At 76.3% G+C, this 14,353-nt stretch carries 6 protein-coding genes; all 6 read right to left on the bottom strand.

The annotated features are described in order from the left end of the window. Nucleotides 1-37: 37 nt before the first annotated feature. The 6 genes from LPA42_RS19115 to LPA42_RS19090 are packed head-to-tail and all read right to left on the bottom strand — an operon-like array spanning nt 38 to nt 14,257. Nucleotides 38-2,155, bottom strand: coding sequence for an amino acid adenylation domain-containing protein (locus LPA42_RS19115; RefSeq protein WP_077939626.1), 2,118 nt, complete (start codon nt 2,153-2,155; stop codon nt 38-40). Further along, on the bottom strand, nt 2,152-5,043 hold the full coding sequence (locus LPA42_RS19110) for a type I polyketide synthase (RefSeq protein WP_077939625.1): 2,892 nt from the start codon (nt 5,041-5,043) through the stop codon (nt 2,152-2,154). Before LPA42_RS19110 ends, LPA42_RS19115 begins: the two co-directional genes overlap by 4 nt. Further along, on the bottom strand, nt 5,040-8,477 hold the full coding sequence (locus LPA42_RS19105) for a non-ribosomal peptide synthetase (RefSeq protein ID WP_077939624.1): 3,438 nt from the start codon (nt 8,475-8,477) through the stop codon (nt 5,040-5,042). The genes LPA42_RS19110 and LPA42_RS19105 overlap by 4 nt, the downstream gene beginning before the upstream one ends. After that, on the bottom strand, nt 8,477-8,743 hold the full coding sequence (locus tag LPA42_RS19100; RefSeq protein ID WP_077939623.1) for a phosphopantetheine-binding protein: 267 nt from the start codon (nt 8,741-8,743) through the stop codon (nt 8,477-8,479). Before LPA42_RS19100 ends, LPA42_RS19105 begins: the two co-directional genes overlap by 1 nt. After that, nucleotides 8,743-11,037: a polyketide synthase gene (locus LPA42_RS34535; RefSeq protein ID WP_158229482.1), complete on the bottom strand. Its 2,295-nt coding sequence runs from the start codon at nt 11,035-11,037 to the stop codon at nt 8,743-8,745. The genes LPA42_RS19100 and LPA42_RS34535 overlap by 1 nt, the downstream gene beginning before the upstream one ends. Then, nucleotides 11,030-14,257, bottom strand: coding sequence for a non-ribosomal peptide synthetase (locus LPA42_RS19090; RefSeq protein WP_077939621.1), 3,228 nt, complete (start codon nt 14,255-14,257; stop codon nt 11,030-11,032). Before LPA42_RS19090 ends, LPA42_RS34535 begins: the two co-directional genes overlap by 8 nt. Nucleotides 14,258-14,353 lie beyond the last annotated feature (96 nt).

Here is a 14,353-nt window from a genome sequence, read left to right as displayed (position 1 = left end):
CCGCTCCTAACCATTGACCAGCCGGAACCACGACGGATCATGCCCCGGACGGCGAGGCGACGGGATCGGGGCGGCCCGCCCGGACGCCGGAGCGGCGGCGGACCCGGGCCGGCGGAGGGGGCAGCGCCCGCCGGTCGATCTTGCCGTTGGCGGTGGCGGGCAGCTCGGGCAGGAGGACGTAGCGTACCGGCACCATGTGGTCGGGCAGCGCCTCGGCGAGGAAGGCGCGCAGCGCCGGCTCGGTCAGCCGGGCCGGGTCGGCGTCGCGCTCGGCGACCAGGTACGCCACCAGGGTCGGCGCGGCTCCGAGGTCCTCGCGGAGCAGCACGACGCTGTTGGCCACGAGCGGGTGCCGGTTGAGGGTCGACTCGATCTCCCCCAGCTCCACCCGCTGCCCGCGGATCTTGACCTGGGTGTCGACCCGGCCGACGTAGTTGAGGTGGCCCTCCGGCGACCACCAGACCAGGTCCCCGGTCCGGTACACCCGCTGCGGCCGGCCGGCCACCGTCACCTCGACGAACCGCTCGGCGGTCAGGTCGGGCCGGCCGGCATAGCCGCGCGCGAGGCAGTCCCCGCCGACCACCAGCTCCCCGACCTGGCCCAGCGGGGCGAGATCGCCCCGGTCGTCGAGCACGTACGCGACGACGTTGCTGATCGGCCGGCCGATCGGCACGGTGTCCGCCGGTTCGGGCCGGCGGCACTGCCAGGCGGTGACGTCGATGGCCGCCTCGGTGGGGCCGTACAGGTTGTGCACCCGCGCCCCGGGTAGCACGGCGGTGAGCTTGTTGACCAGCTTCGGCGGCAGCGCCTCCCCGCTGCAGATCACCCGGCGCAGGTCGGCGCAGCGGTCCAGTCCCGCCTCCTCGACGAAGAGGGCGAGCATGGAGGGCACGAAGTGGACGGTGGTCACCGACTCGCGGGCGATCACCTCGACCATCTCCTGCGGGTCGCGGTGGGCCTGCGGCTGCGCCGTCACCAGGGTGGCGCCGGTGAGGAAGGGCCAGAGCAGCTCCCACACCGAAACGTCGAAGGTGTACGGCGTCTTCTGCAACACCACGTCACCCGGGCCGATCCGATAGGTATCCTGCATCCAGGCCAGGCGGTTGGCCAGCGACAGGTGCGTCATCTGCACGCCCTTGGGCGCGCCCGTCGACCCGGAGGTGAAGATCACGTACGAGAGGCCGTTGACCACCTCCTCCGGCGCCCGGTAGCCGCGCCAGTCGACCGGCGGGGCGGGCCGGTCGCCGCCGTCCAGCGGGCGGACGGGCACGGTCGGCTCGGCGCCGAGGGCGGCCTGCCCCGCCGGGTCGGCCAGCACCAGCGCCGCCCCGGCGGTGCCGAGCATGAGGTCGAGCCGGGGCCGCGGGTGCGCCGGGTCGATCGGCAGGTACGCCGCACCGGCCAGCAGCACGCCGAGCACCGCGACCACCAGTTCGGGGCTGCGCTCGGCGCAGAGCCCGACCACCGCCCCCGGCCCCACCCCGTCGGCGCGCAGCCGTCCGGCCAGCGCCGCCGCCTCGTCCAGGAACTCGCGGTAGCTGAGGTGGCGGCCGTCGCCGCGCAGCGCGACGGCGTCCGGGGTGCGTGCCGCCTGCCGGCAGATCAGCTCGTGCACGGGGGTGCGCGGGGCGGGCGTCGGCGCGGGGTTGAAGCCGAGCAGGGTCCGGCGTTCCTCGGGGCCGACCAGCGTCGCCTCCCGCACCGGCCGGTCCGGGTGGGCGGTGAGCCAGGCGTGCAGGGTGCGCAGGCGCTCCGGCAGCCACCGGGCGTCGCCGTAATGGCGCAGGAAGCGCACCGGCAGGCTACCCAGGGTCGCCGCGACGCCGCCGGCGGTGGCGGCCGATGCGGGCAGCAGCACGTCCGGCTCCGCGGTCAGCAACACGCCCGGCTCCGCCGCGGGTAGCAGCACGTCCGGCACCGCCGCGGGCAGCAGCACGTCCGGCACCGCTGCGGGTAGCACGTCAGGAACCGCCGCCGCCGGGGACAGGCTGCGCGCCTGCGCGCGTACCTGGTCGAGGGTGTGCTCCGGGCCCACGCGCAGCCGCAGCTCGCCGCGCGGGCCGTGCACCGCGACCTCGGTCGCGCCGTCGAGCCGGTGGCAGAGCACGGCCGCCACCGCGGCGGCGAGGTCCAGGTCGTCGTGGCGGGCGCTCACGCGGTCACCAGCCCGGCGAGCACGCGCGGCGTGGCGTCCGCGGTGAGGGTGTCGATCGGCACCCGCACCCCGTAGCGGCGCCGCACCTGGCTGATCATGCGGATGAGCAGCAGCGAGTCGCCGCCGACCGCGAAGAAGTTCGTGTCCGGGCCGATCTCCGGGACGCCGAGCAGGGCGGTCCAGAGCGCCACGAGCTCCCCCACGAGGCCGTCCTCGCCGCCGGCCGGCGACGCCGGGAGGTCCGGGCCCGGTGCCGGGTCGTCCGGGACCGGCGGTGTGGCGTCGAGCCAGTGCCGGGTGGGGGCGAACGGGTAGCCGGGCAGCGCGACCCGCCGGCTGCCGGTGTCGCCGCGCAGCGCCGGCCAGTCCACGCCCACCCCGGCCGTCCAGAGCGCGCCGATGCCGGCCAGCACGTCACCGGCGTCCGGGCGGGCCGTCGGCCGTGGCTGCAGGGCGTACCCGGGCACCGGCCGGCCCTGCGGGGTCTGCCGGGCGGCGCCGGTCAGCGCGCTTCCCGGCCCCACCTCGACCAGGACCGGGTCGGGCAGGCCGAGCGCGGTCAGCAGCGCGTCGTGGTAGCCGACCGGGCTGCGCAGCTGGGTCGCCCAGTAGCCCGCCGGGCGGGACAGCCCCTTGCCGAGCAGCGCCCCGTCCACTGTGTTGACCACCGCAACGGTGCGGGGACGCTGGTCCACCCGGTCGGCCTCGACGCCGAACCGCCGGGCCGCGTCGGCCATCATCCGGCTGTGGAAGGCCCGCCGGGCGGGCAGCGCCCGCCAGTGCACGCCCGCCCCGGTCAGCCGCTCCCGCAGCGCGTCGAGCTGCGCCACCGGCCCGGCCACCACGGTCAGGTCGGGGGCGTTGCGCGCGGCCACGTCGAGCTCGTCCAGGCCGGCCAGGTGGGGGGTGAGAACGGGCGGGGAGGCGAGGACGGCCAGCATGCCGCCCTCGGGTGCGTCGTGCATGAGCCGGCCCCGGGCCGCCACCAGGCGCAGCATGTCGTCGCCGGCCAGCTCCCCGGCCAGCGCGGCGGCGGCGAACTCGCCGACGGAGTGGCCGACCAGCGCGGCCGGGCGTACCCCCCAGGAGAGCAGCAGGCGGCCGAGGGCCAGCTCGTGCAGCGCCAGCACGGGCTGGGTCACGTCGGTGCGGTGCACCACGTCGTGCGGGTCGTCGTCGACCAGCACGTCGCGCGGGTCCAGCCCGAGGATCGGGGTGAGCAGCCGCGCCCCCCGGTCGAGGTCGGCCCGGAACGAGGGGTAACGGTCGTAGAGGCCCCGGGACATGGCGGGGAACTCGGTGCCCTGGCCGGGAAAGAGCAGGACCACGCTGGGCCGGCGGGCCGCCGCCCGGGCCGGGGCGCGGCGCAGCCGGGTCGCCGTCTCGGCGAGGTCCCTGGCGGCCACCGCGAGCCGGTGCGGGAAGTGCCGGCGGTACGACTGGAGGGTGCGGGCGACGTCGGCCAGCGGCAGGTCGGGGCGCTGCCGCAGGTGCTCGCCGAGCTGCTCGGCGGCGGCCCGGACCGCCTCCGGGGTACGCCCGGAGAGCACCACCAGCTCGGTGCGCTCCCCGGGCGGGACGGTCGGGTCCGGCACGTCCGGCCCGTCCCCCTCCTCCAGCACCACGTGGACGTTGGTGCCGCCGAGGCCGAACGCGCTGACCCCGGCCCGGCGCGGCGTGCCGTCGGTCTCCCAGGGCCGGGCCACGGCGTCCACCGTGAACGGGGTGGAGCCGTCGAGCAGCTCGGGCCGGGCCTGCTTCAGGCCGGCCAGCGGCGGGATCTGGCGGAAGTGCAGCGCCAGCGCGGCCTTGATGAGCCCGGCGACGCCGGCCGCCGCGTCGAGGTGGCCGACGTTGGCCTTGACCGAGCCGAGCGAGCAGGGCCGGGTGCCCCGGGTGAAGACCTCGGTCAGCGCGGACAGCTCGATGGCGTCGCCGACCTCGGTGGCGGTGCCGTGCGCCTCCAGGTAGCCCACGGTGGCGGGGTCCACCCCGGCGGCAGCGTACGCGCGGGTCAGCACGTCGATCTGGCCGGCGACCCCGGGGGCGGTGTAGCCGACCTTCAGGTTGCCGTCGTTGTTCACCGCCGAGCCCCTGATCACCGCGTAGACGGTGTCGCCGTCGCGGCGGGCGTCCTCGGCGCGCTTGAGCACCACCAGGGCGACGCCGTTGCCGGGCACGGTCCCCTCCGCGGTGGCGTCGAACGGGCGACAGGTGCCGTCGGCCGACATGATGCCCTTGGTCTCGTACAGGTAGCCGGAGTGCTGCGGCACGGCCACGCAGGCCCCGCCGGCCAGCGCGACGTCCGAGTCGCCGGCGCGCAGGCTCTGCGCGGCCAGGTGCACCGCCACGAGCGAGGTCGAGCAGGCGGTCTGCACGGTGACGGCGGGCCCGCCCAGGCCCAGCCGGTAGGCGATCTTCGCGGCCAGGTGGTCCTTCTCGTTGCCGAGCACCACCGATAGCAGCCCCTGTGCGTCGACCAGGCCGGGCCGCGCGAAGACGTGGTTCAGCGCGTAGTAGTTGAAGCCCGCGCCGGCGAAGACGCCGACCCGGCCGAAGGGCGCGTCGGTGGTGAGCCCGGCCGACTCCAGCGCGGCCCAGGCGGTCTGCATCAGCAGCCGGTGCTGCGGGTCGGTGGTCTCCGCCTCCCGGGGGGTGATGCCGAAGAAGGCGGCGTCGAAGAGCTCCGGGTCGGCCAGCATCCCGCGCGCCGGCACGTACGCGGGGTCGTCCAGCCGGTCGGCGGGCACCCCGGCGGCCAGCAGTTCGCTGCGGGTCAGCGAGCTGATGGTGATCCGTCCGGCGGCCAGGTTGGACCAGTACTGCCAGACGTCGGCGGCACCGGGGAACCGGCCCGCCATGCCTACGATCGCGATGTCGCCGTTCATGAGGGTGCGCCTACTCCTTCGGTCTGTGCGTGCAGATGCCGGGCCAGCGTCTGGACGGTCGGAAAGCGGTAGAGGTCGGTCAGCGGGATGGTCCGGCCGGACAGCCGCTCCTGGAGCAGCCGGCGGACCACGGCCAGCCGCAGGGACTCCCCGCCGACGTCGAAGAAGGCCTCGTCGAGGTCGAAGTCGTCGGTGCCCAGGGCCTCCACCCACGCCCCCGTGACCAGCTCCTCGAACTCGGTGAGCGACGCCGAGGACGAGGCCGGGGACGAGGCCGGGGACTCCGCCGCGGCGGCCGCGGTGGGGGGTGTGGCGGCGACCAGGGCGGCCAGCGCCCGCAGATCGACCTTGCCGTTGCGGTCCAGCGGAAACTCGGCCACGGTGTGCCACTGCTGCGGGCGGGCGTACGGGGCCAGCTCCGGCTCCACCGCCCGGCGCACGTCGGCCACGTCGACGCCGTCCGCGTCGGGCTTCAGGGCGGCGCACAGGCGCACCCCGGTCGCCGGGTCGCCGACGGTGAAGACCACCGCGTCGCGTACGCCGGGGCGGGCGCGCAGCCGGCGCTCGATGTCGACCAGCTCGACCCGGTGGCCGGCGATCTTCACCTGGCGGTCGTTGCGGCCGAGGAACCGCAGCTGCCCGTCCGCGCCCCAGCGCACCAGGTCACCGGTGCGGTACAGGCGCGTCCCCAGCTCCGCGGAGCGGACGAACGAGGCGTCCGTGCGGGCCGGGTCGTCGAGGTAGCCGTCGGCGAGCCCGGTCCCCGCCGCCCACAGCTCGCCGACCGCCCCGGGCGGGACGAGGCGTCCGCCCGGGCCCACGACGTGCAGGTCGGTGCCGCGCACCGGCCCGCCGATCGGCAGCGGGTCCGGGGTGGCCTCGGCGTGGTCGATCGAGTACGTGGTGGTGAACGTGGTGTTCTCGGTCGGACCGTAGCCGTTGGTGAGCCGCAGCCCCGGGCAGGCGGCCAGCGCCCGGCGCACGTGCGCCGGGGAGACCACGCCGCCGCCGGTGAAGAGCTGCCGCAGCCCGGCGAAGGCGTCCGGCCGGTGGTCGGCGACCAGGTGGAAGACGCCCGAGGTGAGCCAGGCGTGGCTGACGGCCTCGGCGCGCAGGAACCCGGTCAGCGCGCTGGGCGTCGGCTCCCCGGCGGGGAAGACCACCACGGTGTCCCCGTTGGCCAGCGGCACCAGCAGCTCCAGCGTGGACGCGTCGAACGCCAGCGGCGACAGGCGCAGCATCCGCATGCCCGGCCGGTCGACGAAGAGCCCCGGGTCGTCGGCGAGGCGAAGCACCGCCCGGTGCGGGACGACGACGCCCTTCGGCACGCCGGTCGAGCCGGAGGTGAACGAGGTGTACGCGGTCCGGTCCGGTCCGGCCGGTGCCTCGGGGCCGGCGTCGAGGACCGGGGCCGGGTCGTGGAGGTCGACCAGCGGGCAGTCGGCCACGCCGGACCGGTGCGGTGCGGGTGCGTCCACGCCGAGCCGGGCGCGGGGTGCGACCGCCTCGACCAGGTGTGCCCGCCACTCGTCGGTGGCGTCCCGGTCGACCGCCACGTAGTACGCGCCGAGGCGCAGCACGCCCAGCACCGCCACCGCCTCCGCCGCCGAGCGCGGCAGCTCCAGCAGCACCCCGTCGCCGGCCCGCACCCCGCGGACGTGCAGCAGGCCCGCCTGGGCCACGGCGCGGTCGTGCAGTTCGCGGTAGGTGAGGGTGAGCCCGGCCTGCGGGTCGACCAGCGCGATCTTCTCGCCCGCGTCGTGGGCGTGGCGGGCGAACCGGTGCCACACGTCGTCGGTGGTGTGGTGGGGGTCACCGCCGCCCAGGGTGCGCAGCCGGTCCCGCTGGGCCGGCGAGAGGGTGCCGACCTCACCCAGGGGCGCGTCGGGGTCGGCGGCGAGCGCGGCCAGCGCCGCCCGGAACGACTCGACCAGCTCGCCGGCCTCGGCGGCGGTGAGCGCCGACGTCGCGTACTCCAGGGCCAGCCGCGGGCGCGCCGACCAGGACTGCAGGTAGAGCAGGGCGTCGAAGACCGCCCCGTGGCAGTGCCCCTCGTGCAGCCGCCAGCGCCGGCCGCCCCCGGTCAGCTCGTCGGGGACCAGCTCGTGGTGGGCGGCGAAGCCGAGCTGCGCCAGCGGGTTGCGCGCCGGGTCGGCGGGGACGTCGAGCGCCGCGACGACCCGCTCGAACGGCACGTCGGCGTCGGCGGCCGCCTCGCCCAGCGCCCCGGCCAGGCCCCGGACGTGCTCGCGTACGGTCAGCGCGTCGCCGCTCGCGCAGCGCACCGGGACGACCCGGGTGCACAGGCCCACGATGTCCGCCATGCCCGCCTCGAAGCGGCCCGCCGCGGGCACCCCGAGGACCAGGTCGTCCAGCCCGGCGTGGCGGGACGCGGCCAGCGCCCAGCCCGCCATGACCACCGACGTCACGGTCACCCCGCACCGGCGGGCCAGGTCGGTCACCGCGCCGGCCGTCGCCGGGTCGAGGTGGAAGTGCAGGCGCGCGCCCCGCCCGTCGGCCTCGGCCAGCGGGGGCAGGTCGGTGGCGAGGGCCACCGTGCTCGGCGCGCCCGTCAGCCGGGTCCGGATCCGGGCCAGCGCGGCGTCCACCTCCCCGGCCGCCTCCCGCGCGGCCAGCCGGCTGCCGATCCAGTCCGGGGCGGGCGCGGGCGCGTCGTCACCGGGTGGTGCGCCGCCCGCCGCGTCGGCGGCGTAACGCGCGGTGAACTCGCGCCAGAGCAGCCCGATGCTCCAACCGTCGCTGACCACGTGGTGCACCAGCAGGGTCAGCAAGTCCCGGTCCCCGGCCCGGGTCAGCACGAACACGACCGGCGGCTCCTCGAAGGGGCGCAGCAGCCGCCCCGCCGCGGTGCCGTACAGGTCGTGCACGGTGCGGACCGCGTCGTCGCCGGGCAGCGCCTGGTGCAGCAGCCGCGGCTGGTACGGCGCGGGCAGCACGATCCGGGCCTGCCGGGGCTCGTGGACGAAGCGGGTGCGCAGCGCCTCGTGCCGGGCGGCCAGCTCCCCCAGCACCCGGCGGACGCGGGCCGGGTCCAGCGGGCCGTCCGCCTCCAGGGTGAACATCAGGTGGTAGGGCGCGTCCCGGTCGAGCAGGTGCGCGGCGAGCATGGACCGCTGGCCGGGCAGCAGGTCCCGTTCGGCGGGCCGCCGCGCGAGCACCGGCGGGGCGGTGTCGACGTACTCGACCGCGTCGGCGAGCACCTGCGCCAGCGGCAGCGCGGACAGCAGCCGACCCGCCTCCACGTGCGCCCGCAGCTCCCGCTGGCCGAGCGAGACCAGCGCGATGGCCTGCAACGAGGTGCCGCCCAGCCCGACGAAGGACTCGGCGGCCGCCGCCTGACGCAGGTGCTCGGGCGCGACGCCGAGCACCTGGGCGGCCAGTGGCGTCCAGGCGGCCAGGTCGGGGCGGTCCATCACCGCGCCTCCGCCGCCGGCCGGTCCGCCGGCACCTGGCCCGCCACCGTACGCAGGTCGGCGAAGCGGGGATTCTCCAGCACGTGACCGAACATCACCGCGAGGTTGAGCTCCTGGCGGATCAGGGTGCTGAGCCGCAGCGCGCTCAGCGAGTGGCCGCCGAGGTCGAAGAAGTCGTCGTCGTCGTCGACCGTGTCGACGCCGAGCACCTCCTTCCACAGCTCCTCGAACTCGGCCACCCAGGTCCGGTCGTCTACGTCGCGCATCAGTGGTGCCTCTCTGTGTCCAGGTGGGTAGCGGGGGCGTCCAGGTAGTGCCGGGTGGCGGCGAAGGGGTAGATGGGGGCGGGCACCCGCCGCCGCCCCGTGTCGTACGCGGGATCCCAGGGGCCGGCCAGGCCGAGCTGCCACAGCGCGCCGACGGTCGCCAGCAGCCGGGCGTGCCGGTCGGTGGGCAGCGCCGACGGGTCCGGCCCGAACCGGGGGGTGACGCTCGTGCCGACCTCGATCCAGAGCAGCCGGTCCGCGTCGGGTGGGAGCGGCTGCGGCGCGGCCGGGGCGAGCGCCGCCGCCCGCCAGCGGGTCGGATCGGCGCACTCGGCGTCGGTGAGCGGTTCCCCGCCGGCGGCCCGCAGCGGCAGCTCGGCGGGGCGGAGCCGGGCCGGGTCGCGGTCGCCGCGCAGCAGCGCCACCGCCTCCGGCAGGGTGACCACCCCGGCCACCACCGCGCCGGCCAGCAGGCCGAGGCCGGTGCCGGCCAGTTCGCGGGGCGCGATCCCCCGACCGCGTAGCGACCGGGCCAGGCCGACGCAGGCGACCAGCCGGTTGGCCCGCTCCCGGGCCGGCTCGTCGAGGGGCTGCCCGCGCAGCAGCGCCGCCCCCTCGTCGGCGGTGGCCCGGTAGACCGGGTCGGCGTCGTAGTTCGGCCGGTTGCCGGTCAGCTCGCCGGCCGCGGTGAGGTACAGGCCCACGCCCCGCGCCCGCGCCTTCGCGTCGACCTGCCGCACCGCCGGCCCCGGCACGCCGGTCCCGGCCGCCGGAGCGTGCCGGCCGGTGAGGAACGCCGCCCGCCAGGGCAGCTCGGCGCGGCCGGTGCGCAGCGTGTACGCGACGTCGGCCAGGTCGCCGGGGGCGGTCCGGGCCACGAAGTCCACCGCGCGGTCGACGCTGTCCTGGGCCGCGGTGGCCGTCTTCGCGGAGACGAGGACCAGCTCGGTGACGTGCCGACGGCGGCGGGACGCGGGGTCCGGGGCGGCTTCGAGGACGACGTGGGCGTTGGTGCCGCCGATGCCGAAGGCGCTGACCCCGGCCCGCAGCACCCCGTCGATCGGGGTCCAGGGCCGCGCCGCCACCGGCAGGTCGAAGACGGAGCCGGCCAGCTCGACCCGGGGGTTGGGGGTGCTCAGGTGGGCGATCGGCGGGACGGTCCGGTGTTTCAGCGCCAGCACCGCCTTGACCAGCCCGATCACGCCGGCTGCGGTGTCCAGGTGCCCGACGACCGACTTGACCGCGCCGAGCGCGCAGGGGGCCCGGTCGGGCCGGTCGCTGTCGAAGACCTGCCGCAGGGCCGCCACCTCGATCGGGTCGCCCAGCGCGGTGCCGGTGCCGTGCGTCTCGATCAGCCCGACGGTGTCCGGGTCGACGCCGGCCACCTCCAGCGCCGCCGAGATCACCGCCGCCTGGCCGGTGGGGCCGGGCGCGGTGAAGCCGGCCTTGCGCAGGCCGTCGTTGTTGATCGCCGACCCCCGGATGACCGCGTGCACGGTGTCGCCGTCCCGGCGGGCGTCGGCGAGGCGCTTGAGCACCACCACGCCCGCCCCGTCGCCGGGCACGGTCCCGTCGGCGGCGGCGTCGAAGGCCCGGCACCGGCCGTCGGCGGAGAAGATGCCGCCGGGCTCGTACCGGTGCCCGCGCCGCGTCGGCGGCGCCACCGTCGCCGCCCCGGCCAGCGCCACGTCGGCGTCGTACGTCAGCAGCGCCTGCACCGCCTGGTGCACCGCGACCAGCGAGGTCGAGCATGCGGCCTGCACCGTGACCGCCGGGCCCTGCAGGTTCAGCTTGTACGCGATCCGGGTGGCCGCGAAGTCCTTGTCGCTGCCGATGATCAGCCCGAGGCCGCCGGCCGCCTCGACGGCGCGCTGGTTGGGCCAGACGTTGTCGAGCAGGTAGACGTTGAGCCCGGTGCCGACGTACACCCCGATCCGGTTGCCGTCGGCGGCGACCGGTGGGTGGCCGGCGTGCTCCAGCGCGGCCCACGCGCACTCCAGCAGGACACGCTGCTGGGGGTCCATCAGCGCGCTGTCCGACGGCGAGTAGCTGAACAGCCGGTGGTCGAAGCGGTCCGCGCTCGCCAGCACCGCCCGGGCCGGCACGAAGTCGGGATGCTCGACGAGGTCCTTCGGCACGCCCCAGCCGAGCAGCTGCTCCGGGGTGAAGAAGCTGACGGCGTCGATGCCGTGCACCACGTGGTGCCAGAACCGGTCCAGGTCCCGGTCCGCGCCGGGGACGCGCACGGCCAGGCCGACCACGGCCACCGCGGCGTCGTCGTCGGGCTCAGCCACGGCCGCCTCCGGCACCGCGCCGCCGGCCGGCGAGCAGGGCCCGCCCCTGGTGACGCTGGGTGACCCGCGCGTCGGCCAGCACCGGGGCGGCCTCGCGCAGCTGCGCCGCGCAGCCGGCGACCGTGCCGGCCCGGAACAGGTCCGTCACGGAGACCTCCAGCCCGTCGTCGGCGAGCCGCTGCTGCAACGCGATCAGCGCGAAGCTGTGCCCGCCCAGGTCGAAGAAGTTGTCGTGCAGCCCCACGTCGGAGCGGCCAAGCACCTCGCTCCAGCAGGCCCGTACCCGCTCCTGGAGGTCCGTGCCGGCGGCGCGGTCGGCGGCCGGGGCCGGCGCGGCGGCCGTCCGGGCCGCGCGGGTCTCGGCCAGCAGGCGGGCGGTGTCCACCTTGCCGTGTGCGGTGAGCGGGATCGCCTCGACGGCGAGGATCCGGGCCGGCACCATGTAGGCGGGCAGCGTCCGCCGGACGTGGCCGCGCAGCTCGCGTTCGGTGTCCGGGCCGGTCCCGCCGACGACGAAGGCGACCAGTTGGTCGTTCTCGGCCGCCACCGCGCACGAGCGCACCGCCGGGTGGGTCAGGAACGCGCCCTCGACCTCGGCCAGCTCCACCCGGTAGCCGCGGAGCTGCACCTGGGTGTCGTTGCGGCCGAGGTAGACCATGGTGCCGTCGGCGCCCCACTTGACCACGTCGCCGGTCTTGTACATGACTCCCCGCCCGTACGGGTCGGGCAGGAAGCGGGCGGCGGTCAGCTCGGGGTTGTTCACGTAGCCGTGCGCGACGAGCACCCCGCCGCAGTACAGCTCGCCGGGCACGTCCACCCCGGTCGGGCGCAGCTGTTCGTCGAGGACGTAGCACCGGGCCGAGGGCAGCGGCACGCCGATGGTGCCCTCCCGGACCCGGGCCAGCTCGGCGGCGGGCGCGGCGAAGATCGTGCAGTGGATGGTGCCCTCGGTGATGCCGTACATGTTCACGAAGACCGTGTCCAGCTGGGGCGCCCCGCCGACCAGCTGGGTGAGCCGGGCCCAGCTCAACGCCTCGCCGCCGAGGACGACGTAGCGCAGCCGGGACCGCCCGCCGCCGAGCTGCCGCAGGTAGGGCGGCAGCAGCCGGTAGAGGGCGCCCGGGGTCTGGAACACCGCCGTGACCGCCTCCCGGTGCACCAGGGCGGCGAGCCGCTCCCGGTCGACCAGGTCCGCCTGGTCGGCGATGACCAGCCGGCCGCCGGTGGTCAGCGCTCCCCACATCTCCCACACCGAGGCGTCGAACGAGAAGGAGCTGGCCGCCAGCCACACGTCGGCGGCGGTGACGTCGAGACCACCGGGGGTGGGGGTGTTCAGGGCGTCCAGGCCGCCGTGCCCGACCAGCACGCCCTTGGGCACCCCGGTCGAGCCGGAGGTGTAGATGACGTAGGCCGGGTCGTCCCCGGCAGGGTAGGCCAGTGGCACCTCGGCGGCCCCGTCGAGGGTGTGCGGGTCGGCCAGCCGGATGCCCCGGCCGGCGGTGAGCGCCCCGGCGGTGTCGGCGGTCCCGGGCTCCGCCAGCATGATCCGCAGCCCGGCGCTGGCGGTGATCAGGTCGAGGCGCTGCCGGGGATACTCCGGGTCCAGCGGCACGTAGACGGCGCCGAGCCGCCACACCCCGACGATGGCCGCGATCACCGCGGGCGAGCGGCCGAGCAGCAGCCCCACCCGGTCGCCGTGGCCGATCCCCAGGTCCGCGAGGCCGGCGGCGATCCGCCCGGCCCAGCGGTCCAGCTCGGCGTACGTCACCGTCGCGTCGCGGTGCCGCACCGCCACCGCCTCCGGGGTACGCGCCACGTGCTCGTCGAAGCGGCGCAGCACCGACGGGTACCCGATCGGCTCGGCGGTCAGTGGCGGGTTCACCTCCTCGACGAGCAGCCGGTGCTCGGCGGCGTCCACCATGGACGGCTCGGCGTCCGGCTCGTCCACGATCGCGCGCAGGAAGGTCAGGTAGTGCCGGAGCAGCGTGGCGACGCTCTCCTCGGTGAACAGCTCGGTGCTGTACTCGGCGCGCAGGAAGGGGGCGTCGGTGGAGACGTCGAGGGTGAGCCCCACGTCGAACTTCGTGACGTCGACCTCGACGTCCACCTCGGTCAGCTTCACCCCGTCGAACTCGGGAAAGGCGAACGGGAAGTTCTGCACGGTCAGCGAGGTCTGGAACAGCGGCGCGTGGCTGAGCTGCCGCTCCCCCACGGTGGCCCGCACGATCTCCTCGAACGGCACGTCCTGGTTGGCGAAGGCGGCCATGCTGGCCCGGCGGGCCCGGTCGACCAGCTCGGCGAAGCGGGGCCGGTCGGCCAGGTCGAGCCGGATCGGCAGGGTGTTGACCAGGCAGCCGACCAGGCGCTCCTCGGCCTCGTCCATCCGGTTGGCCACCGGGACCCCGATCACCACGTCGTCCTGGCGGGCGTAGCGGGACAGCACCGCGGCGTAGGCGGCCAGGGTCACCGCGAACAGCGTCGCGCCGTGCTCCCGTGCCCACGCGGTCAGCCGGTCGACCAGCCCGGCGTCGACCGGCCGCCGCAGCACCGCGCCCCGGTTGCCGAGCACGCTCGGCCGGGGGAAGTCGGTGAGCAGCGCGAGCTGCGGGACGTCCCGCAGCGTGGTGCGCCAGAAGTCCAGCCCGGAGCCGTCCCGCTCCCAGTCGGCGCGCTGCCGCTGCGCGTACGCCAGGTAGGACTCGGCGGGTTCGGCGTGGCCGGCGCCATCGGCCCCGGCCAGCGCGGCGTTGTACTCGGCGGCGAGGTCTTGCAGCAGCAGCCCGACCGACCAGCCGTCGCAGGCGATGTGGTGGACCAGCACCGCCAGGGTGTGCTCGTCGGGCCCCCAGGAACGCAGGTAGGCGCGCAGCACCGGGCCCTCGTCGAGCGCGAACGCCCGACGCGCCTGCTCGGCGACCAGGGTCCGCAGGAACCCCTCCTGGGTGTCCCGGTCGGCCCACTCCCCGGCCTCGATCTCGATCTCCGCCTGCGGGGAGTCCGCCACCCGCTGGACGAGCACCCCGTCCACCAGCGCGAACGTGGTACGCAGCGCCTCGTGCCGAGCGGTGACGCGCAGCAGGGCCGCGCGCAGCGCCTCCGGGCGAAGCGTGCCGTGCAGGTGCACCCCGAAGGCCACCACGTAGGCCGGGTTGCCGGGTTGCAGCTGGTTGAGGAAGTAGAGCCGTTCCTGAGCGAACGAAGCACGACCGGTACGAACCATGCACCGATCGTGGCCGTCCGGGCACCCCGCCCGACAGAGCGGGCTTTCCCGCCCCGGCAGGGAAAACCTCCCGGTCGGCTGGCGGACAGCTCCGCC

Origin of the sequence: Micromonospora sp. DH13 (assembly GCF_020873825.1) — a bacterium.
Classification (GTDB): Bacteria; Actinomycetota; Actinomycetes; order Mycobacteriales; family Micromonosporaceae; genus Micromonospora; species Micromonospora haikouensis.
The sequence above is the reverse complement of the archived record's forward strand: the minus strand, read 5'-3'. Positions and strand labels throughout refer to the sequence as shown.

Coding starts and splice junctions, on each gene's coding strand:
- LPA42_RS19110 (WP_077939625.1), bottom strand. CDS start 5,043: ATGAACGGCGACATCGCGATCGTAGGCATGGCGGGCCGGTTCCCCGGT.
- LPA42_RS19105 (WP_077939624.1), bottom strand. CDS start 8,477: ATGGACCGCCCCGACCTGGCCGCCTGGACGCCACTGGCCGCCCAGGTG.
- LPA42_RS19100 (WP_077939623.1), bottom strand. CDS start 8,743: ATGCGCGACGTAGACGACCGGACCTGGGTGGCCGAGTTCGAGGAGCTG.
- LPA42_RS19090 (WP_077939621.1), bottom strand. CDS start 14,257: ATGGTTCGTACCGGTCGTGCTTCGTTCGCTCAGGAACGGCTCTACTTC.